This is a genomic window from Chryseolinea soli, from assembly GCF_003589925.1.
GTDB lineage: Bacteria > Bacteroidota > Bacteroidia > Cytophagales > Cyclobacteriaceae > Chryseolinea > Chryseolinea soli.
In genome coordinates this window covers 656,472-676,346 of record NZ_CP032382.1, presented here as the reverse complement: position 1 = coordinate 676,346, position 19,875 = coordinate 656,472, and the positions used below count along the sequence as shown (strand labels likewise).

The window sequence follows — 19,875 nt, the reverse complement described above, 5'->3', positions numbered from 1 at the left end:
CGAAAAGCATGGGATGCTCATTTGATACAGGCCCGGGATAAAACCGCAAAAAATTATTTGGCGGCGTTTGCGCGCATATCTTGAATATCAAGCATGCCCACGGGCTTACCGTTGTCGGTCACCAATAAAGTGTCTACGTTGAATTTCTTGAACAGTGCGTTGGCATCGTTCAGCAACGCATCGCCTTCGATGGACACGGGCTTGCCGTATTCGAAGTCCTTCAAGTTCTTCTTCAACACGTCACGGCCTTCTTGCTGGATCTTTCTGCGGAGGTCGCCGTCGGTGAATACACCCACCAGCGTGCCGTCCTTCTTCACGACGGTGACTGCACCAAAGCCGAATTCGGTCATCTTCACGATGGCGTCTACCAGCGGGGTGTCGTCGGTCACGGTAGGGTTCACGGTATCCACCACGTTCTTCACCTTCACGGTCATGAGACGGGTGTGTTCCACAAATTGTTCTGTTCCGACCGTGGTGAAGTTGTTCTCGGTGAGTGCCTTCATGATCTTCCAGGGCGCTGTGATGGTGTGCACACCCAGGTTGAGGGCGTTGCGCACGTGCTCGGCGGTGCGCACCGACGAGAACATCACTTTCGTGTCATATCCATAGTGGTCTACGGCAAACACGCATTGTTCCACCAGCGACAAGGCATCGTGACCTTGATCTTGCAGACGGCCCACGAGCGGGCAAACATAGGATGCTCCGGCTTGCATGGCCATGTAGGCTTGTTGCAGCGTGTAGACCAGGTGAACGTTCACCAGCAATCCTTCGCGGCGCAGCATGTTGCAGGCGCGCACCCCTTCCAATGAAACGGGAATTTTGAACACCGTTTTCTTGGGGTCGAGGCCGAGGTCGAGCTGGCGCTTTGCTTCGGCCAGAACTTCTTCAGCGGTGTCGCCGAGGGCTTCGATCTGAAGCACGGGAACGATCTTGGAGAGCTTTACGATCAATGAATCGACGTCTTTCACACCACCGCGGTGCATGAACGTGGGTGTGGTGGTAAGTCCGGTGAGAAAGCCGAGCTTGAACGCTTCTTCAATCTCTACGATGTCCGCTGAATCGAGGTATAATTCCATACTTGTATGTTGTTAAAGATAGATGGTTTAATGGTTAAGCGAGTACAACCTCGCGACTGCGATATTTAACTTCCACGGCGTGCATCTCCAGGATGGGTTTCATGAACTCTTCCAGGTCGTAAACACACAGCTGGCTGGCGGCATCGCACAAAGCCTTTTCCGGCTCGGGGTGCGTTTCGATAAAGACACCGTCAACACCCGAAGCCACGCCGGCACGGGAGAGCACCGGCAGGAACTCGCGCGCACCACCTTTTGCATCGGCACTGGGAATGCCATACTTGCGGATGGAGTGCGTCACGTCGAACACCACCGGGTAACCGATCTTGTTCATATGATAGAAGCTGCGCGGATCAACGATAAGATCGTTGTAACCGAAAGTGTATCCGCGCTCGGTCAAAATGATGTTGTCGTTGCCGGCTTCCAAACACTTGCCCACAGGGTGCTTCATGTTGTCGGGCGACAAGAACTGGCCGTGCTTGATGTTGATGGTTTTGCCCGTCTTTGCTGCGGCTACCATCAGGGTAGTTTGCATACACAGGTAGGCAGGGATCTGCAATACATCGACTACATCACCAGCAGCTTTGGCTTGGTCTGGATAGTGAATGTCGGTGAGGATGGGAAATCCGAATTGCTCCCGCACCTTGGCCAGGAGCTTCACGCCCTTGTCCAGTCCGGGACCATCATAATATTTCACGCTGCTACGGTTGTCTTTTTGAAAAGACGACTTGTAGATAATCTTAATATTCAACCGCTCGGAAACTTCTTTCAGCTTCTCGGCAGTTTTCATCATGATCGATTCGTCTTCAATTACGCAGGGGCCGGAGATGAGAAATAACTCATCCGCGCCACACTCGATGTTTCCTACTTTAACTATTTTCTTACTCATGGTCTGCGAGCTTTATGGTTATAAGATTATAAACGTTTGAACAATTCTTTGATCGTATCCAGGGTGATCTTGTCTTTCCAATCCAACCCGATGGCGTGATTCCACATGTGCGGAAGGTTGTATGACACTTCTGCCATTTTCGTGATCGTCTCGTCCGACCACTCCTTCGCCAGCCCTTGTGGCAACGTGATGTTATGCTTCTTCAGCATTTTCTTGAAGTCGGCAACCCCTTGCGGATAATAATCGTGGAGGTGATTGAAGGCAAGACAATTGGCGTAGCAATGGCGCGTTCCCAGGATCTTTGAAAGTCCATAGGAAAGTGCGTGACATACGCCGACTTCGGAGTAAGTAAGGCTCAGGCCACCCATCAGCGAAGCGATCATCAGCTTCTCGTCGTTCTCGGGAGTTTGCCCGCTGCCTTCGTTCAGGTAAACGTCTTCACAAAGTTTCATCGACTGTTCCGCGAAGGCGTGGCTGTACACATTGTTGTAGATGCCATTCTCGGATTCAACACAATGGATGTAGGTATCCATGCCGGTGTAGAACCACCAATCGCGGGGCACGCTGGCAATGAGATCGGGATCCAACACCACCTGGTTGAATACGGTCCACTCGCATTTCAAACCGAGTTTTTTTACGGGACCGGTCAATACGGCCGTCATCGAAACTTCGGCGCCGGTTCCGGAGATGGTGGGAACACCCACGTGATAGATGCCGGGTTTCTTGATCAGGTTCAATCCTTGATACAGGGTGGAGGAACCTTCGTTGGTAAACATCAACGACGCTGCCTTGGCAATGTCCATGATGCTTCCGCCGCCAATGCCTACAATGCCCGCGGGCAAGCCATGTTTCGCCAGCACCTCATCGCGCATGGCGTCTATCTGTTCCGTGGTGGGTTCGTGTTTGTCCACATCGATGAACATGACGACGTCGCCAGGTTTTTGCGGGATCTGGGAGGCCAGGGGTTTGCCTTTAAAATATTGATCCACGACGAAGACCATGAATTTGTCGTTGTCACCGCGTCGTTCGTTGAGAATGTCGCCGAGTTGTGCAAAGGCACCCCGGCCGAAAACCGTTTTTTCTATTCCTTTGAAATTCTTATGCATGCACAGTAGATAAAGCTTGTGTTACACTTTTTGAAATGCCATCGGCCAGGGCGCTCAATTGTTCGGGCGTCCAGGTGACGCGGATGCCGAAGGAGATGAGGCGGCCCACTACATTTTGAGATACGGGCAACTTCAGGTTCTTGTAATCTTGAGGTGCACCCAACACGTTGATGGGAAGGTTGGCGGCGACGCGGAGGTCTTTCAAGTGATCCCACTGATTGATGAAGTGGTACATGTTGGTGAACCAGTAGTTGAAACCACCGATGCCGTTGGCGTTCAGGGCGTCAACGGTACGCTTGGCGGTTTCCGTGTCGGGCAACAACAAGTTGAGGAAGGTTGCTGAATCGCCGTCGGGATCGGCCAGTGTAGCGAACCCGATGCCGGGCGTTTTGCGCAGTGCTTCGGTGAGGAATTTTTTGTGCTTGCGATTGGTCTCGCGGATCGACGGCACGCGGCGGGTTTGGGCTGCTCCCACGGCGGCGTGCAATTCGCTGATGCGGAAATTGAAGCCGATGATGGGGTGATTTTCCATGCCGCGATTCGAACCGATGTGGTCGTGGCCGTGATCGGAATACGTCTCGGCGTGATGATACGCTTGCTCGTCGTTCGTTACCAGCACACCGCCTTCGCCGGCCGTGGCGATCTTGAAGAAGTCGAACGAATAGCATCCGGTCTTTCCAAAGAGTCCCACGCTGGTTCCCTTGTAGGATGCGGCAAAAGCCTGACCGGCGTCTTCCACCAGGGTGAGGTTATGGTCTTTGCAAACTTTCAGGATCTCATCCATCCGCGCCATGCCACCGCACATGTGCACGAGCAGGACGGCTTTCGTTTTTGGGGTGATGGCCTTGCTAATGCCCTCCGCGCTCAGGCAGAGGGTTTCATCGATTTCGGCAAACACGGGAAGAGCGCCGCAAAAAAGCACGGCTTCCACGGAAGCGATAAAGGTAAAAGGCGGCACGATCACTTCGTCGCCTGCACCCACGCCGGCTGCTGCCAGCGCGCAGGCCACAGCCGTGGAACCGCTGGACACTGCGTGGGCAAACTTGGCGCCGGTGATCTTTTTCACTTCGGCCTCGAAATCGCGCGCCTTCCAGATGTTATTCCGGAGGTTTTCGTGATTGTAGCGAAACAAAATGCCGGTTTCCAGCACGTCATTGATCTCTTTTTTCTCTTCGTAACCGAATAATTCAGTTCCTGGCATATGGTTGATTAATAAGGTTTTACTATGAAATCAGACAAGTATTTAGAACGAATGGCCATACCCCTCAAGGGCTTCACTATAGACGAGAAGGAGGCCCCTTATCAAGGCCTCCAAATTTTCCACAATAATATTAAACTTTCAGGTCACCCTTGTCATAAAAGGCCAAATTTTGAGGTTTGGGGGCACTAAAGCCTGGTGACGGCGACCATAGACGACGCCGCGACAAAGTCGGCGCTAAAGCCTTGTGAGATGGTGATCTTTTAACCTGCTCTAAAAGGCTGGGTTTAGTTGTGAATGCGGGTTTTATGAAGGCCGAGTGTTCCCTTGTTGCCAGGTCAGAGCTAAAGCCCTTTCGACGGTTTAGGGCTGCCCCGGCCTAAAGGCCGGGTTAAATAGTAAAATGCAGGGATTGGTTTGAGAAAACGAATAACCTAGCCCTTAGGCTAGGTTAAGTGGACGCCAATGCATTGGGCTTTAGCGCAGATCTCGATCAGAGGAATACTAATCAGTGTATTGTACTCATCAGCTTCGCGTCCTCGGCCGTGATCTTTACGATCGCAAAGTGCTGGACATTGGCGAGGTCGATTTCATCCAGGATGTCGATGACGTTTTGATAGCGCGACTTGGAGGAAGGCTTGATAAACACAAAGAGCCCTTTCACCGATGCATTTTTTTCCAGCAAGAGTTTGCGCACGCCATGTGCAGAGTAATCCGTCACCTTCATGGCCGCACTGGGCTGCCCCATATACGTGTAAATTTTGTTGTACTCACCCAAAACCAGCGTCAGCGCTTTGTCGTCTTGTATGGGAGGTGCGGCGTTGGTGTCGGTTGCCTTTTCGGGCAGGGTCACATCCAGCGAATAGGGTTTGAAGAACGAAGTGGTGAGCATAAAAAACGTAAGGAGCAGAAACGCAAGGTCCACCATGGGAGTCATGTCGATGTGGGTGGAGGCCCGGACACGGCGCACTTTTCCTTGCGCCCCTTCGGACGTGTTGATCATTGCCATAATCGTAAGTGTTTGGTGAGATTTAGAAGTATAATTCCAGGCACACCGAATAGTCACAGGAAAAAGCGTCACAAAGTTTTGGTAAAATTTTAATCGCAGCGGAATGATTATCTTCCGGCAAAAAAAGTAACGTTCAAATGTCCACGCAACGCCCCATCACCGCTGCCTTACTGGGCAGCGAACTTATGTTTACCATGTCCCGCAGCAGCGGCCCCGGCGGACAAAACGTGAACAAGGTGAACACCAAGGTGACCTTGAAGCTGGATGTAGCCCAATCGTTTGTGCTCACCCCCGAAGAAAAGGAGATCATCCTGCGCAAACTCGCCTCCAAAATCACCACGGAGGGTATATTGGTCATTACCGCGCAAGACAAACGTTCACAACTTCAGAACAAAGAAGCTGCGTTGGCAAAACTTGAACAGTGGATGACCAAGGCCTTTGCAAAAAAGAAAGCGCGCAAAGCCACCAAACCCAGCAAGGGGGCCGTCCAAAACCGCATCAATAAAAAGAAAAAGGCATCCGAAAAGAAACAATGGCGCCGCAAGATCGAATGAGGAACGGTCTGTTTTTGATGTAGACTAAATGCAATAGTGTTGCAATTGTGAGACTGCCTCCCTATTTTTGTCCGGAACATTGATTTCATTGTTCCGATTTTTAAAATGCAACATCGCCCCAACCATAAGCTTAACCACACGGGAATAAAGACCTGGGCTGTGCTTTGCTTGTTGGTATTGTATGCGTTGGGTTCGCTGCCCATGGAGGCTGTGCATCGCATGTTTCATGCCCATGCACCGGCCGTCGTGCATACCGTTAAGGCTGAAAAAGATCCCTGTCACCGCAGCCTCTACCACCGCGATAAGGCGTGTGATCATAAGACGCACGTGACAAGTTTGAAGAAATGCCCGTTATGCCAATTTTCTTTTCATGCCGATCAATGGATGAGTGTTGCTTCGCCCTCGGAGCATCATCCTGACGCGACGTCACCCCAAACCCGCGTTGTTCAACGTTATCTTCATCCGTGCGCACTTCCCGGATCTTCGCGCGCACCGCCCGTGCGCGGATAAGCATCGCGGCGCGTTTCTGAAGAAATGAAATACCAAGGTTTACAGAAGGTATTTCCTTATTTTTTTTCATCCGTCAACGAAATGCGTGTAGCCTTTTGGCCGTCTGCGATCGCGCGCCGTCTCATTCTATTCTTCTTCTTATTAACCTGAAAAACCATCATGAAATTTCATTTCTTTTCTATTCCCTTTTATGCCCTTGCCCTCTTGGTGATCGTTAGCGGATGCCACAGCGACGATCCTCAAAAAGAAGATACGCCAGAGCTGATCACGAAAGCCACGCTCACCTTTACGCCCACGGATGGCACGGCAGCGGTAGTGGCCACGGCCACCGATCCCGACGGCGAAGGTTCCAAAGACATTACCATGGACGGTCCTATCAACCTAAGCCTGAACAAAAGCTACGTGCTCACCATTCAACTCATCAATGAGCTGGCCCAGCCGACGGACGCGGAATACAACATCACCGATGAAGTGCGCCGCGAAGGCATCGAACACCAGTTCTTTTTTTCGTGGACGAACAACGTATTTTCCAACCCGGAAGGAAACGGCAACATCGACAATCGCACCGACCCGCTCAACTATGCTGGCGGCACCGATTCGCGTGACGCCAACAATCGTCCACTCGGTCTGACCACGCAGTGGACCGCGGGAGCCGCCACGGCCAGCGGAGATTTTCGCGTGTTGCTAAAACATCAACCCGATCTGAAGTCGGACACCTCCGATTCCAACACCGGGGAAACCGACCTGGACGTTACGTTCACGATCAATGTGAAGTAAGCGCGGTCGCGGCATCAGGTCATCCGGAGCAACCGCTTCAGCCGGTGTTTAAAACGCTGAAGGTGATACTCCGATTTCAATTCTTTCATGCAGGCGGCGCACAGGCAATCGGCAAAGCGCTCCTGCAGAAAGCGCCGTTCGTCGTCGTTCAGTTTCACGGCGCTGCACTGACATAGGGTGATGGAGCCGACCTTGCATTCGAAAGGCGTGCGGCAGCGAGGGCAATGTTTTTCTTCGTGCTTCGTCATCGTTAAAAATAAGCAGGCCGGTACAGTCCGGCCTGCTTTTTATTTTAAGTTATACACTCAATTCTTTCACGCCGGCTCTCAACTCACGAGCGGCTTCCACCATTTCCACCAGGGCTTTGCGGGTTTCATCCCAATGGCGGGTCTTCAACCCACAATCAGGATTCACCCAAAGCTGAGCGGCGGGCACCACCGCGCTGGCCTTGCGCATGAGCGACACCATTTCCTCACGCGAAGGCACACGCGGGGAGTGAATGTCGTAGACACCGGGCCCGATCTCGTTGGGATAGTTGAAGTCTGCAAAGGCGTCCAGCAACTCCATCTGCGATCGCGAGCACTCGATGGTGATCACATCGGCATCCATATCGGCAATGTTCTGGATGATGTCGTTGAATTCGGAGTAGCACATGTGCGTATGGATCTGTGTTTCATCACGGACACCACTCGCGGAGATGCGAAACGCCTTCACCGCCCACTGCAGGTAGGATTGCCAATCGACTTTGCGCAGTGGCAAGCCTTCGCGGATGGCGGGCTCGTCGATCTGGATCACCTGGATGCCGGCTTTCTCGAGGTCCACCACTTCTTGGCGGATGGCCAGCGCAATTTGAAACGCGGTCTCGGACCGGGGCTGGTCATCGCGCACAAACGACCATTGCAAAATGGTGACCGGACCGGTGAGCATGCCTTTCACGGGTTTATCGCTCAGCGATTGCGCATATTGAGCCCACGCCACCGTCATGGGTTGGGGCCGCGACACGTCGCCAAAGATGATGGGAGGCTTCACACAACGCGAGCCGTAGCTTTGCACCCAGCCGTTCTTCGAAAACACATAGCCAGCCAGTTGCTCACCGAAATATTCCACCATGTCGTTGCGCTCGAACTCGCCGTGCACCAGCACATCGAGGCCGATCTCATTTTGCCAATGGATGGCGTTTTGCGTGGCCGTGCGCAGCAAAGCGTCGTATTCGGCCTGCGTCAATTCGCCTTTCTTCCATTGTGCGCGCCAGTTTCGCACTTCGGCGGTTTGCGGAAACGAGCCAATGGTGGTTGTGGGGTAGAGCGGCAACTTCAAGGCGGCTTGTTGTTTCTTTTTGCGAACGGCAAAAGGATGGGCACGCTGCGCATCGGCGTCCGCAATGGCAGCCACCTGGGCTTTTACCGCGGGATTGTGAATGAGCGATGACGTTCTCCGGGTCTCCACCTTGCGTTGGTTTTCGACGAATGCCTGTGAGGAGCCTTTTCCGAGCGTAGCCAGTTGCTTTAGGATGGACACTTCATGCAGTTTTTGCCGGGCAAAGGCCATCCAGCTTTTGATCTCCGGCAGCAGCACCTTGTCGTTGGTTTCCAACACCAGGTCGCAGGGAGAATGCAGCAATGAACTCGAGGGCGCGATCATGATGCGGTTGTGCGGCAGACTCGCCAGTGCTTTCTCGATCAGCGCGAGCGATTTGGCAAAGTCGTTGATCCAGATGTTGCGGCCATCCACAACCCCGAGCGAAAGCGTCATCTTGTCGGGAACATGATTCAACACGGCTTCCAGTTGTTCCGGGGCGCGCACCAGGTCCAGGTGCAGGGCACAGACGGGAAGGGAGGTGGCCAACACTACATTGTCGCGCAGCCCTTCGAAGTAGGTGGTCACGATGGTCTTCAAGGCGGGGAACTCTTTCCGGATCTCACCATAAGCGTAGAGGAAAGCTTTCTTCTCCTTTTCGGTCAGGTCCAGCGACAAGAAGGGCTCGTCGAATTGGACCCACTGTACGTCCAGCTTGTCGAGTCGCTTTAACAACTCGATGTATACGGGCAGCAGGTTTCGGATGAGGTCGATCCGGTCGAAGCCGGCTTCCTTTTCTTTGCCCAGGAGCAAGTACGAAACGGGGCCGATCAGCACGGGCTTCGTGAGAATGCCCAGTTGACGCGCTTCGTAAAATTCGTCGATCACTTTGGTCGAGAAGAGTTTGAACGGTTGGTCCTTGTGAAATTCCGGAACGATGTAGTGATAGTTGGTGTCGAACCACTTGGTCATTTCCATCGCGGTGATGTCGAGGCCATCCTTTTGAAATCCGCGGGCCATGGCGAAGTAGAGGTCCAGCTCGGCGTTGTTTTTGTTCAGGATCACTTCATGATAGCGTTCGGGAATGGCACTCACCGTGAGCGACATGTCGAGCACCTGGTCGTAGAACGAAAAGTCGTTCGAGGGAATGAGGTCGATGCCGGCTTCTTTCTGCAGTTGCCAGTTTTCCTGCCGCAGGTTGCGGCCTACCTGGTAGAGGTTTTTCAACGTAGTCTTGCCGGCCCAGTAGAGCTCGCAAGCCTTTTTCAATTCGCGCTGGCTACCAATGCGCGGGTAGCCAAGATTGTTGGTAAGCATGAGTTTGCTTTTTTAAGGTTGAACAAATAGTTAAACCAGCAAGCCCTTCGGCAGCTAAACGGATGCTTGTGCGAAATGAAAGATCTACAGGAATAAAATACAGACACAGCCGCCTTCACGGAGGGGCTGGGGAGGATTCAATGCCTGACAAAATGCTTCAGTGCGCGAAAGCAAAGTCAATGCGTTACAGGCAAGTCTCCTGGCTTTCCCGACCCTTGTTCGCCTTCTCGTTCCGACGGATCGGGACAATGGCATGCTTGAACAAGCGCTGACCTTCACGTTCATGAAGGCGGGATTACAGTTGCGCGACAGCTCGTGATTTACACACGATTCCTTATTAATTCCCGCGTACGGGAAACCAGCAACGGCGATGATTGTTTAAAATGCAAAGAACAGACTGATGCGGTAAAGGTAGTGTAAAAGATCGGTGATTGAAAAAAGGAAGACAACGGTGCCCGCGGGTGGATCTCTTGAACGGCGCCTGATCACGAAGAACGACGGCGATATACGCCGGCCATGCAGGGCTAGGATGGTCAGTACAGGTTGGAACGCGTTGTTTTTTTAAATCCCCGAAAACCCTTAACTTATCCTAGTCGATTGCGGTTTAGAGATATAATAGTAGAACCTAGATAGCTGATATACCCGATTAAGTTATGGTACTGTCTCAAAACGTAAAGAGATGGTCGCACTATTTTTCAGGAACGTGCCTTCTATTAGCCACGTTGGTGTTGGTGGGATGGCAATTTGACGTTGAAATTTTTAAGCGACCGATGGCTGGACTGGCTGCCATGAACCCCATGACGGCCCTCTGCTTTTTATGCGCCAATACAGCCTTGTGGCTTGTGCAGTCGTCCCATAGAACGCGGCGATATGTGGCCTATGGCTTGGCTGCATTTTGTTTTCTCGTCGGCGTCTGGCGCGTGTTGTCCGAGCTGTCGCACAGCATCATCCCGGTGGATACACTTTTGTTTTCCGGCCAGCTTCAAAACGATTTTCCAGACAAAGGTTCCGTGCGCATGGCCGTGGCATCGGGTCTCAATTTTATGGGATTTGGCATCCTGCTGATGCCGTTCCGCGCCATCCGGAATGCTTACGTGACCCAGGCGGCCGTGAGTTGGATCGGCCTGGCGGCCTGGTTCTCGGTGTTGGGCTACGTTTTTAGCGTGCCCGAATTTTATGGTGACCTTCCCTTCAACCCCATGGCCATTCACACGGCCGCATGCTTCTTGCTGACCTCGCTGGCGTGGCTCATGCTTCGCCCGGACGAAGGCTTTATGAAAGAGGTACACCGCAAAGGACCTGGCGGCACGCTGGCCCGGGCGCTGCTACCCACGATCTTCCTGCTGCCCCTGGCGATAGGATATCTCCGCCTTCAGGCACAGGCGCATTACCATTTTTCTACCGAATTCGGCGTGGCCATTCTGGTGTCGAGCATCACGTTCTTTTTAACGTTCATCACCTGGTTATGCGTGAAGATGATCAACGTCCGCGACGAGCAGCGCGAGGAGATAGAAATGGAACTCTGGGAATTGAACATGGATCTGAAAGAAAGGAACGACGAGATCGCTGCCTTGAACGAGGAGTTGAATGCCTCCAATGAAGAGATCTCCGCTACCCTCGAGGAGGTGACCGCCGCAAATGAAGAGCTCACCCTGCTGAACGAACAGCTGAGCCTGGCATCCGAAACCATTCGCGAACAAGCAGAGGTCATCCTTCAACAAAAAGATGAGCAACTCAATCGCACACTCGACGCCATGGACGTGATGGTGTGGTCCATCGACCTCACCGATAAGCAAAAACATTTTATGAGCCGCACCATCGAGCAAATCCTGGGCGTGAAGGGAGATGAACTGCTGCAAAACAATGGCCGGAGTTTTACGAATTGGGTGGTCCCGGAAGATCGCCACCTTCGTGAAGCGTCGATAAAGGAATTAGAGACCCAACCCACCTCCGAAGTTTCCTACCGCATCCGCGACAAGGATGGCAACCTCCGCTGGCTCGAGGTGCGAAACCGCCTGTTGCGCGATGAGTATGGAAAACCCCAGCGCCGCGAAGGGGTGGCCATGGATGCAACGCTCAAAAGACAACAGGAGGAAGCCATCCGGCAATACAAGGAAAACCTGCAGATCATTTTCAGCAACACCCTGGAAGAGATCTTGTTGCTCGACTATGAGGGGCGCATCGTGATGTTCAATGAGGCGCTCGAAAAGTTCATTGCCTACAGCACGGGCAAGAAACCCGAGGTGGGGATGTATGTGTGGGACATGACCGTGGCCGAACGCCACGACATTGCCAAAGAACTTTTCTTCCGCGTGCGCGGAGGGGAGGATGTCACCGTCGAGGCGCCCATCCACCTGGCCACCGAAGACCTGGTGCATGAGTTGCGCTATAGCCCGGTCGTGATCGACGGCCAGGTGAAGTACGTCACCATCATTTCCATCGACATCACCGAAAAGAAAAGACAGGAGCAAACCGTGCTCCGGTCCGAAGCCAACCTCCAGGCGATCTTCAACCACACGAACGATATTTTTACGTTGCTCGACGAGCAATACAACATCGTCATGTTCAACCAGGCGAATAAAACCGCCTTCACCGAATATTTCCAGGTGGGCGCGAACATCATCGACCTCCTGCCCGAAGAACATCGCGGTGTCTTCCTGCTTTCGCTGCAACGCACCGCCGGGGGCGAGTTTATCGAATATGAAATGGAATACGGCATGGCGCCGGCCATCACCTGGTATCGTGTGACGATGGAAACCATCTACACCGATAACCGCCTGACGGGCTATTGCATCACCGCCCACGACTACACCGATATCAAACGCGCGGCCATCACCTTGCGCGAGAGCGAAGAACGTTTTCGCGCGCTGATCGAAAACAGCGAGGACGTGGTGGGCATGATGGAACCTGCCGGTCGCATGATCTATGTGAACCCCGGCGTGGAGCGCGTGACGGGCTATTCGCCGGAAGACTTCCTGGTCATGAACCTGGAAACCATCATCAATCCGGAAAGCAAGAACGAATACCAGCGCTTCTTCGACGATGTTCGCCACAACCCGCACAAGCTCATCAGCACCAGCTTCCGGTCGCGGCATAAGAACGGGCACTGGCAGTGGATGGAGGGCACGGCCATCAACCTCCTCGACGTGGAAGGCATCCAAAGCATTGTCACTAATTTTCGCGACGTCACCGGCCGGCGCAAGTCGGAAGAGGAACGCAGCCTTTTGTTGTCGCAACTCATCGAGCGCAACAACGATCTGCTCCAATTTTCCTTCATTGCCTCCCACAACCTGCGCGGCCCCGTGGCATCCATGCTGGGTTTGATCAACCTCATGGGCATGGAAGAAATGCCGGACGATACGCGCAGCATGTTGAGCATGGTGCGTCACTCTGCCAACCGCCTCGACGAAGTGATCAAAGACCTCTCCGCCATCCTGGAAATGCGAAGCCACGAAGTGCATGCCAAAGAAGACGTACCCATCCACGAGATCACCGACAGCATCTGCCAGGCACTTCAAACCCAGATCGACGAAAGCCACGCCCGCATTGCGATCGACGCGAAAGAGACTCAAGTCTTCTACACGATCCGAAGCTATTTCTACAGCATCCTCTATAACCTGATCTCCAACGCCATAAAATACCGGTCGCCCCGGCGCAACCCCGTCATCGAGATCAGCACGTTTAAAACACCCACCACCACTGGCGTCCGGGTGAGAGACAACGGTATGGGTATTGACCTGGACCAGTTTGGCGACAAGATCTTTATGCTCTACCAACGCTTCCACCTGGAAGTGGAAGGCAAGGGCATGGGCCTTCACATGGTAAAGACCCAGGTCAATTCCCTCAACGGCTCCATCGATATAAAAAGTACGCCTGGCGTCGGCACGACGTTCACCATCCATTTCCCGGTTTAAAAACGCACCGGGAGAATCGCCGTGTTCATGACGCCTTTGTGGAGGCGATCAATTTCCATAAAAGAAATGCTCCTTGGCGATAAGGCCATCTTTCCAGTGTTGCACCGACACTTGTATATAATTGCGCACGCCCCACTCTTTGTGCGTGTAGTCATATCGCCAGACCACAAAGGAAATGTCGTTGTCAGCGGCAACCCCGTGAACAGAGGCGTCCCTGAACTCGGTGATGTTTCCCAGGAACTCCTGTTCGCGACGACGGTTGGCTTCCTTGCCGAATGTGGGTGCGTTTGCATTTTCCTGCATCTGCACATCGTTGTGATAATACTTTTCGAAAGCTTCCATGAGCTTGCCGGAGATCACGAGTTGGTTCAGGTCTTCCAGTTTTTCTTTGATCGTGTTCATAAAATTTTTGTTTTGTGTTTAATTGTTGACACAAAATTGCTCGAGGCCGGGGAGCTGTGCATTGATCTGACGCAAGAAAGAAGATTGATTTAGATCAAGTATTTCTGGAGTAAGAAATGAAAACGAATAAGGTGGACTATTTTTTAGCCTGTTGCTTTCGGATACGGCTCAAGGTTTCGGGTGTGAGACCCAGATAGGAGGCGACCTGGTTCTGCGGAATGCGTTGCTCCAGTGTCGGGTATTTAGTGATGAAAGACGTGTATTGTTCTTCTGCCGTTTGACTGATCGAGCCGATGATCCTTTGTTGTTGCGCTACAAAGGCATTCTGCAACAGGATCCGGAACATCCGGTTGAATTCGGGGACCTGTTGATAAAGTTTCTCCAGGTCGTTTTTTTCGATGGAGAATACTTCCGTGTCTTCCAACGCGTCGATGTTTTGTGTAGCGGGTGTGCCGGCCAGAAAGCTGTACAGGTCGGAAACCCACCATCCTTCCACGGCAAACATCACAATATGCTCGGTGCCATCAGGGTCTACGGTGTAGGCCCGGAGACATCCCTTCAAAACAAAATTCTCATAAAGGCTCACGTCACCCGCCTGCAAAAGGTATTGACGCTTTCGCAATTTCCGGTAGCGAAGCACGCTCTTGAAGCGCTGAATGTCCGGCTCCGACAACATGATGTGCCGCGAAATGTGTTGAAGGATGAATTCGTGCGGATCGCTCAAAGCGTGGGGTGAATGGTTTGCTGTTCAAATTAAAAAAGGCAGGATTAGTCCGCAAGCATAGCTAGCCTTGCGTCAACCGGCGCCATGGCATTATAGCTCCGGGCCGTTTTCTTTTTGTTTTAATAACAAAAGTAATTTCTTGTTGAAGTCGTGCGTCTTTTCACCCAACGGACCAAAGAAGGTCGCGTCGAATTTTTCAACCGTGCGCACGGCTTGCTTGATGACTTTCTTTCCGCTTTCGGTGAGGCCCACGGTTTTGGCGCGGGTGTCGGTGGCATGTTCCTGGCGGAAGAGAAAGCCCTTGGCCTGGAGCGTGCGCAACACGGTGGACGTGGTCATGGGATCGATCTTGGTATGTGCCGACAACACGATCTGCGTCACCTGTTCATGGTGCAGGGCGAGCCAGTGAATGCTGGCCATCAACACATATTGGGCGTGGGTGAGGTCGTGTTTTTCGAGCGCTTTTTTTAGCTCGCGCTGCCAGAGGAGGGTGACTTGCCACAGCAAAAAGCCGGGGCTGTCTTCCGCCTTGTCGAAACTGAATGTGTTGTCGGCTGTTTTCATTTGGGAAGGAGGGTTGATCGGATCCGGATAAAGTCTTCTTCTTTGATCTCAAAGAAACCAAATCGGAAAGGAAATCCCCAGGACTTTTTGTTGGTAATAAATTTCAGGTCGTCCACCAACGGTACGATGGGGGCTTCCTGGCAGGGATAGAAGTGCACGTTCCGCCGGAAGGGATGAAAATCGCTGGTCATGCTCACGGCGTAGACCTTGTCGTCTACGGCCTGGCCGATAGCCGTGAAAGCCTGGAGCTTGGTGCTGCCCTCGAAGGTCTCTTTGGGAGAGTAGACCATGATCCAATCGTTTGGACGGATGCGTTTTAGCGGGCCTTCCTTCCCATGGTTCGCCTGGATGAAACCACCTTGCACACCGCGGTTGGCGTGGTCTTTCGAGGCCACGACGACCCAATATTTTTCTGTTGTCATAAGGGGTGTTTGTATTTAATATGTATAAATATAATATGTTAACATATTAAATGCAACACAAAAGAAGAAGCCCGGGGTTTCCCCCGGGCAGCTCTAGATTAAAGCGCACACAACAAGATTTTTTACCGGCCACCGCGTGCCACGATGGGCCGGCTGGTTTGTTTGTTTGTTTGTTAGTATTGTCTGTTTTCCTCTACCACGGTAGAAGGAATGAAGTGCATCATGCCGAACATGCCCACCACCATGATCGATACCAGGCCGATAGCGAATACCGAAGGATTGCTTTCCACAAGTTCAGGAGAGAAGATGTAGATGGCTGCAAATACCAGGGTGGCCGCGATGATGATAAAGAAGAAGATGAGGGAAATGGGTTTCATAAAATGGGTTGTTTGAGTTGGTTTGTTGATGGGGTAATTCCAAACCACATGCCACCGGCCCGACCGTTGAAAGGAGCCTGAAAACGCACTTTTATTTCCGCAGGCTTCCCAAAAGGGGATAGAAAAATCTCGAAACGGTAGGATGAGGCTGATTATTCCGCGTAGGCTTAGGCTGAGACCTGCTCCGTGGATCGACCTACCCGTTTCGGGGGGTAATGTGCCGGCGATGCCCGCTTCAGCCATAAAATCAACCGGAATGGTGTCTATTTAGACGACTATTAAATTAGGCTGTGGCACCGCTTCGGTGTCTCACGGTTCCGAAAAATGGATTTACTTTGACATTCCATTTTTTTATTTGCCATGTCCAGTAAACGCCCCGCCCTAGGATTCATTTTTGCCACGCTGCTGATCGATATTATCGGTCTGGGGATCATCATCCCGGTGATGCCCCAATTGATCGATGAACTTTCGGGCAGCACCAACAGCGAGGCGGCTGCCATCAGTGGTTGGCTCTATCTCGCTTATGCCTCCATGCAATTTTTGTGTGCCCCGATCGTCGGCGGATTGAGCGACCGGTATGGCCGCAGGCCCGTGTTGCTGGCCTCGTTGTTCGGGTTCGGGGTGGACTATACTTTTCTAGCGTTCGCACCGACCATCGGCTGGCTTTTTATTGGAAGAATTGTGGCGGGCATGATGGGAGCAAGTTTCACGACAGCGGGAGCCTACATTGCCGACGTGAGCCCTCCGGAAAAACGCGCTCAGAATTTTGGCATCATCGGGGCAGCTTTTGGATTGGGATTTATCATCGGCCCCATGCTCGGTGGGGCGCTCGCCGTGTTTGGTTCCCGTATGCCGTTCATGGTTGCCGCAGGCCTCTCCATGGCGAATTGGCTGTATGGCTTTTTTATTTTGCCAGAGTCTTTAAAGCCCGAAAACCGGAGAAAGTTCGAATGGTCGCGGGCCAACCCGGTAAGTTCGCTATTGAATTTGAGACGTTACCCCGTCATCCTCGGATTGGTGGCTTCGCTGGTCCTCGTCTATATTTCCTCTCACGCCGTGCAAAGTAATTGGTCTTTTTATGCCATCGAAAAATTTAAATGGGGCCCTGGAATGATCGGCATTTCGTTAGCCGTTGTGGGGCTTGTATTCGCTGTTGTGCAGGGAGGACTTATTCGCATCATCATCCCCAAGCTGGGGCAAGCCCGCAGCGTTTACGTCGGTCTGGGATTCAACGCGCTGGGCTTTGTGCTCTTTGCCCTTGCCACGCAAAGCTGGATGATGTTCGCCTTCACCGTCGTGTATTGTATGGGAGGCATTGCAGGTCCCGCGCTGCAGGGCATTATATCCACGCAAGTTCCCGCCAATGAACAAGGCGAACTGCAAGGCGCCTTAACAAGTCTCATGAGTGCCACCGCCTGCATCGGTCCGGTATTGATGTCAAACACATTCGCCTATTTCACCAACAGCCACGCCCCCATCTACTTACCCGGAGCACCCATGCTACTCGGAGCAGTATTAACTATCACCGCAACCCTGATGGCACGCGCCTCCCTCAAAAAAAACATGCCCCACCAACCCCCAACCCCCAAACCCGACCCCACCTCACACTCCCTACCCGACGACTCCTCCATCCTAACCCCCGGCTCCTAACATACTGCCAGACCAAAAATCAGATTCGGCACAGTTGATTCTGCTTGCACTCAAAAAAAAAGATGTGTCACAGTGGTGTTCCCAACAAGACGCGCTGCCAACGGCTGGCTACTGAATGCCGAACACCTGTGATTCCGGCTACTGACTACTGAATGCCGAGCATCTGTGATTCTGCTCCTGGCTACCGACTACTGGCTACTGAATGCCGAGCCCAAGCTTCTGGCTCCTGGCTACTGACTACTGGCTACTGAACGCCGAGCACAAGCTTCCGGCTCCTGGCTCCTGGATTCTGGCTCCTGGCTCCTGACTAAAGTCCCAACACCGTCTTCAACTTCACATACCCCGTCTTACTCAGCGGAATCTTCGCCCCATTCTTCAACAACGCCAAATGCGTATCCTTTTCCAACGGCTCGATCCGCGTGATCTGTGAGACGGCAACAATATACGACCGATGCACCCGCACGAACTGATCGGTATCCAAACTCTGCTCATAAAAACTCATCGTCTTCTTCTTCAACAGCATCTCCTTGGCCGTAAAAATTTTCACATAATCATCATACGCCTCCAGGTACACGATCTCGTGCACGGGAATGATGCGGATGTTGCTTCCTTCTTTCACCACGATGCGATTGCGTTCCTCGGGCTGACGCACTTCCTCGTGAATAAGGGCGTTGGTGGCTGATTTGGTGCCGGATGTTTGATGGTGAGCCAGCCACTTTTGAACGGCTTTTGCAAATCGGTCTTTGCTAAAGGGTTTCAGCAAATAATCGATGGCGTGGGCCTCGAAGGCTTTGATGGCATATTCGTCGAAGGCCGTGGTGAAGATCACGGCCGGGGGTTGTTCGATCAGTTCCAGCATTTCGAAGCCGTTGATCTTGGGCATCTGGATGTCGAGAAAGATGAGGTCGGGCTTGTGCTGGGCGATGGCCTTCACGCCCTCGAAGCCGTCGTTGCATTCCTGCACTACGGCGAGGTCGGTGAAATCGCGAAGGTATTCGGCCACGATGCTGCGGGCGAGCGGTTCGTCGTCGATCAGTATAACGTTCATCATGCGGGTTGAGGAATTTTGATTTCGGTTTTGAATAAAGGGCCTGTCATTTTTGTAGACAAGAGGTCCTGGCGCGCATAGAGCAGGTAGAGCCTCCGTTGCACGGAGTTGAGCCCGAAGCCGGTGCCCTGTCGCGGGCGCGAGGTTTCGGGGTCGAAGGGGTTTTCTACCGTGATCACCAGTTGTTTATCGGCCGCTTGGGCCTCGATGCGGATGGTGATCTCGCCCACGGTGTCGTACAAACCGAATTTAATGGCGTTTTCCACCACGGGCTGCAACAGCAACGAGGGCAGGGTGAGGCCGGCGGTTTCTTCGTCGCGGACGATCTCGGTTTTGAGGCGGTGACCGAAGCGCACTTTTTCGATCTCCAGATATAGTTGTAAATGGTTGAGTTCTTCGTCGAGGGTGACAAACTGCAGGTCGTCTTTTTTGATCGTGCCGCGCAGAAAGTCACTCAGTTGTTGGATCATCAGGCGGGCTTGTTCGGGTTTGGAGCCGGCCAGGGCGCTGATGGAATTGAGGCTGTTGAATAAGAAGTGGGGTTGAAGCTGTTGCCGTAAGGAGGCGAGCTCTGCTTCACGCGAAAATTTCAGGGTTTCCTGTTCGCGCTTTTCGTTGGCGCTTTGTTCCTGCATATAAAACCAGATCCAGCTCTGCATGCCGATGAGGGCGATCATGAGCCAGGCAAACAATCCGCGGATCACGTGCGATCCGGCGAGGTATTCCTGGTAAGGGATGTTGTCGTGAAAAAAGTAGGAGGACATCAGGTAGCGATGCAAAACAGCACAGAGGCTGGCCAGGGCAATGCTCCAGATGACGAGATAGATCGCCGTTTTGGGACCGGCCTGGTAAAATTTCAGCGAGTTGAACATGATGAAGCCCGCTGTGGCTACCAATAAGTTGAAATTCACTGCATCTGCCAAGGCCACGTTCCATGCAAAGCCGAAGGTACTGACCAAAGCGTAGGTCTCGAACAAGGCCAGCATGCTCCACCAGGTGGACACGACCATGAATACTTTTTTTACAGATACAGTAACGTGCATAC

General features: G+C 52.7%; 19 protein-coding genes and 1 riboswitch. Of the genes, 4 read left to right on the top strand and 15 right to left on the bottom strand.

Annotated elements, in window-relative coordinates:
- Positions 1-53 precede the first annotated feature (53 nt).
- From D4L85_RS02670 to D4L85_RS02650, 5 genes are all read right to left on the bottom strand, one after another.
- Positions 54-1,076: a transaldolase family protein gene (locus D4L85_RS02670; protein WP_119752870.1), complete on the bottom strand. Its 1,023-nt coding sequence runs from the start codon at positions 1,074-1,076 to the stop codon at positions 54-56.
- Between the two features lie 34 nt (positions 1,077-1,110).
- A complete protein-coding gene (gene kdsA, locus D4L85_RS02665; protein WP_073136880.1) occupies positions 1,111-1,962 on the bottom strand; it encodes a 3-deoxy-8-phosphooctulonate synthase in 852 nt (283 codons plus the stop codon).
- 26 nt (positions 1,963-1,988) lie between these two features.
- Positions 1,989-3,068: an iron-containing alcohol dehydrogenase family protein gene (locus D4L85_RS02660; protein ID WP_119752869.1), complete on the bottom strand. Its 1,080-nt coding sequence runs from the start codon at positions 3,066-3,068 to the stop codon at positions 1,989-1,991.
- Positions 3,061-4,269 (bottom strand): DegT/DnrJ/EryC1/StrS family aminotransferase, encoded by a 1,209-nt coding sequence (locus tag D4L85_RS02655; protein WP_119752868.1) that lies wholly within the window; start codon positions 4,267-4,269, stop codon positions 3,061-3,063. The genes D4L85_RS02660 and D4L85_RS02655 overlap by 8 nt, the downstream gene beginning before the upstream one ends.
- A 505-nt stretch (positions 4,270-4,774) precedes the next feature.
- Positions 4,775-5,275, bottom strand: coding sequence for an ExbD/TolR family protein (locus D4L85_RS02650; RefSeq protein WP_119752867.1), 501 nt, complete (start codon positions 5,273-5,275; stop codon positions 4,775-4,777).
- 137 nt (positions 5,276-5,412) lie between these two features.
- Between D4L85_RS02650 and arfB the strand changes: the two genes are divergently transcribed.
- Entirely contained in the window at positions 5,413-5,829 is a 417-nt protein-coding gene (arfB, locus tag D4L85_RS02645) for an alternative ribosome rescue aminoacyl-tRNA hydrolase ArfB (protein ID WP_119752866.1), read from the top strand.
- Positions 5,830-6,085: 256 nt separating this feature from the next.
- On the opposite strand, the gene D4L85_RS34305 is transcribed toward arfB, so the two are convergent.
- Positions 6,086-6,409 carry a hypothetical protein gene (locus tag D4L85_RS34305; RefSeq protein ID WP_160143500.1) on the bottom strand — a complete coding sequence of 108 codons (324 nt, stop codon included), beginning with the start codon at positions 6,407-6,409 and terminating at the stop codon, positions 6,086-6,088.
- An 89-nt stretch (positions 6,410-6,498) separates the two neighbouring features.
- Here D4L85_RS34305 and D4L85_RS02635 point away from each other — a divergent pair, with 89 nt between their 5' ends.
- Positions 6,499-7,116 carry a GTP cyclohydrolase gene (locus D4L85_RS02635; protein WP_119752864.1) on the top strand — a complete coding sequence of 206 codons (618 nt, stop codon included), beginning with the start codon at positions 6,499-6,501 and terminating at the stop codon, positions 7,114-7,116.
- A gap of 14 nt (positions 7,117-7,130) precedes the next feature.
- On the opposite strand, the gene D4L85_RS02630 is transcribed toward D4L85_RS02635, so the two are convergent.
- Entirely contained in the window at positions 7,131-7,364 is a 234-nt protein-coding gene (locus tag D4L85_RS02630) for a cysteine-rich CWC family protein (RefSeq protein ID WP_119752863.1), read from the bottom strand.
- A 49-nt stretch (positions 7,365-7,413) separates the two neighbouring features.
- Positions 7,414-9,729: a 5-methyltetrahydropteroyltriglutamate--homocysteine S-methyltransferase gene (gene metE / locus D4L85_RS02625; protein ID WP_119752862.1), complete on the bottom strand. Its 2,316-nt coding sequence runs from the start codon at positions 9,727-9,729 to the stop codon at positions 7,414-7,416.
- Positions 9,730-9,901: 172 nt separating this feature from the next.
- A riboswitch (cobalamin riboswitch) is annotated at positions 9,902-10,107 on the bottom strand.
- 275 nt (positions 10,108-10,382) lie between these two features.
- On the opposite strand from metE, the gene D4L85_RS02620 reads away from it, so the two are divergent.
- A complete protein-coding gene (locus D4L85_RS02620; protein ID WP_119752861.1) occupies positions 10,383-13,643 on the top strand; it encodes a PAS domain S-box protein in 3,261 nt (1,086 codons plus the stop codon).
- Positions 13,644-13,691: 48 nt separating this feature from the next.
- Here D4L85_RS02620 and D4L85_RS02615 read toward each other — a convergent pair whose 3' ends face one another.
- The 5 genes from D4L85_RS02615 to D4L85_RS02595 form a co-directional block, all read right to left on the bottom strand.
- Positions 13,692-14,045: a nuclear transport factor 2 family protein gene (locus D4L85_RS02615; RefSeq protein WP_119752860.1), complete on the bottom strand. Its 354-nt coding sequence runs from the start codon at positions 14,043-14,045 to the stop codon at positions 13,692-13,694.
- A gap of 136 nt (positions 14,046-14,181) precedes the next feature.
- Positions 14,182-14,769, bottom strand: a complete 588-nt coding sequence (locus tag D4L85_RS02610) for a Crp/Fnr family transcriptional regulator (RefSeq protein ID WP_228450749.1) — start codon at positions 14,767-14,769, stop codon at positions 14,182-14,184.
- Between the two features lie 90 nt (positions 14,770-14,859).
- Positions 14,860-15,333 carry a MarR family winged helix-turn-helix transcriptional regulator gene (locus tag D4L85_RS02605; protein WP_119752859.1) on the bottom strand — a complete coding sequence of 158 codons (474 nt, stop codon included), beginning with the start codon at positions 15,331-15,333 and terminating at the stop codon, positions 14,860-14,862.
- A complete protein-coding gene (locus tag D4L85_RS02600; RefSeq protein ID WP_119752858.1) occupies positions 15,330-15,755 on the bottom strand; it encodes an EVE domain-containing protein in 426 nt (141 codons plus the stop codon). The genes D4L85_RS02605 and D4L85_RS02600 overlap by 4 nt, the downstream gene beginning before the upstream one ends.
- Positions 15,756-15,928: 173 nt before the next feature.
- Positions 15,929-16,132 carry a hypothetical protein gene (locus D4L85_RS02595; protein WP_119752857.1) on the bottom strand — a complete coding sequence of 68 codons (204 nt, stop codon included), beginning with the start codon at positions 16,130-16,132 and terminating at the stop codon, positions 15,929-15,931.
- A 360-nt stretch (positions 16,133-16,492) separates the two neighbouring features.
- Between D4L85_RS02595 and D4L85_RS02590 the strand changes: the two genes are divergently transcribed.
- Positions 16,493-17,782, top strand: a complete 1,290-nt coding sequence (locus tag D4L85_RS02590) for a TCR/Tet family MFS transporter (RefSeq protein ID WP_119752856.1) — start codon at positions 16,493-16,495, stop codon at positions 17,780-17,782.
- A 307-nt stretch (positions 17,783-18,089) separates the two neighbouring features.
- Here the strand turns inward: D4L85_RS02590 and D4L85_RS02585 are convergent, their stop codons facing one another.
- Together D4L85_RS02585 and D4L85_RS02580 are read right to left on the bottom strand one after the other, a co-directional pair.
- A complete protein-coding gene (locus D4L85_RS02585) occupies positions 18,090-18,833 on the bottom strand; it encodes a LytR/AlgR family response regulator transcription factor (RefSeq protein ID WP_119752855.1) in 744 nt (247 codons plus the stop codon).
- On the bottom strand, positions 18,830-19,873 hold the full coding sequence (locus D4L85_RS02580) for a sensor histidine kinase (RefSeq protein WP_228450748.1): 1,044 nt from the start codon (positions 19,871-19,873) through the stop codon (positions 18,830-18,832). Before D4L85_RS02580 ends, D4L85_RS02585 begins: the two co-directional genes overlap by 4 nt.
- Positions 19,874-19,875: the final 2 nt, after the last annotated feature.

Excerpts from the sequence above, each read along its gene's own strand:
- kdsA (WP_073136880.1), bottom strand. The coding sequence starts at position 1,962 with ATGAGTAAGAAAATAGTTAAAGTAGGAAACATCGAGTGTGGCGCGGAT.
- D4L85_RS02650 (WP_119752867.1), bottom strand. The coding sequence starts at position 5,275 with ATGGCAATGATCAACACGTCCGAAGGGGCGCAAGGAAAAGTGCGCCGT.
- D4L85_RS02635 (WP_119752864.1), top strand. The coding sequence starts at position 6,499 with ATGAAATTTCATTTCTTTTCTATTCCCTTTTATGCCCTTGCCCTCTTG.
- D4L85_RS02590 (WP_119752856.1), top strand. The coding sequence starts at position 16,493 with ATGTCCAGTAAACGCCCCGCCCTAGGATTCATTTTTGCCACGCTGCTG.
- metE (WP_119752862.1), bottom strand. The coding sequence starts at position 9,729 with ATGCTTACCAACAATCTTGGCTACCCGCGCATTGGTAGCCAGCGCGAA.
- D4L85_RS02595 (WP_119752857.1), bottom strand. The coding sequence starts at position 16,132 with ATGAAACCCATTTCCCTCATCTTCTTCTTTATCATCATCGCGGCCACC.
- D4L85_RS02615 (WP_119752860.1), bottom strand. The coding sequence starts at position 14,045 with ATGAACACGATCAAAGAAAAACTGGAAGACCTGAACCAACTCGTGATC.
- D4L85_RS02660 (WP_119752869.1), bottom strand. The coding sequence starts at position 3,068 with ATGCATAAGAATTTCAAAGGAATAGAAAAAACGGTTTTCGGCCGGGGT.
- D4L85_RS02605 (WP_119752859.1), bottom strand. The coding sequence starts at position 15,333 with ATGAAAACAGCCGACAACACATTCAGTTTCGACAAGGCGGAAGACAGC.
- D4L85_RS02620 (WP_119752861.1), top strand. The coding sequence starts at position 10,383 with ATGGTACTGTCTCAAAACGTAAAGAGATGGTCGCACTATTTTTCAGGA.
- D4L85_RS02580 (WP_228450748.1), bottom strand. The coding sequence starts at position 19,873 with ATGCACGTTACTGTATCTGTAAAAAAAGTATTCATGGTCGTGTCCACC.
- D4L85_RS02585 (WP_119752855.1), bottom strand. The coding sequence starts at position 18,833 with ATGATGAACGTTATACTGATCGACGACGAACCGCTCGCCCGCAGCATC.
- D4L85_RS02670 (WP_119752870.1), bottom strand. The coding sequence starts at position 1,076 with ATGGAATTATACCTCGATTCAGCGGACATCGTAGAGATTGAAGAAGCG.
- arfB (WP_119752866.1), top strand. The coding sequence starts at position 5,413 with ATGTCCACGCAACGCCCCATCACCGCTGCCTTACTGGGCAGCGAACTT.
- D4L85_RS02630 (WP_119752863.1), bottom strand. The coding sequence starts at position 7,364 with ATGACGAAGCACGAAGAAAAACATTGCCCTCGCTGCCGCACGCCTTTC.
- D4L85_RS02600 (WP_119752858.1), bottom strand. The coding sequence starts at position 15,755 with ATGACAACAGAAAAATATTGGGTCGTCGTGGCCTCGAAAGACCACGCC.
- D4L85_RS34305 (WP_160143500.1), bottom strand. The coding sequence starts at position 6,409 with ATGAAAAAAAATAAGGAAATACCTTCTGTAAACCTTGGTATTTCATTT.
- D4L85_RS02655 (WP_119752868.1), bottom strand. The coding sequence starts at position 4,269 with ATGCCAGGAACTGAATTATTCGGTTACGAAGAGAAAAAAGAGATCAAT.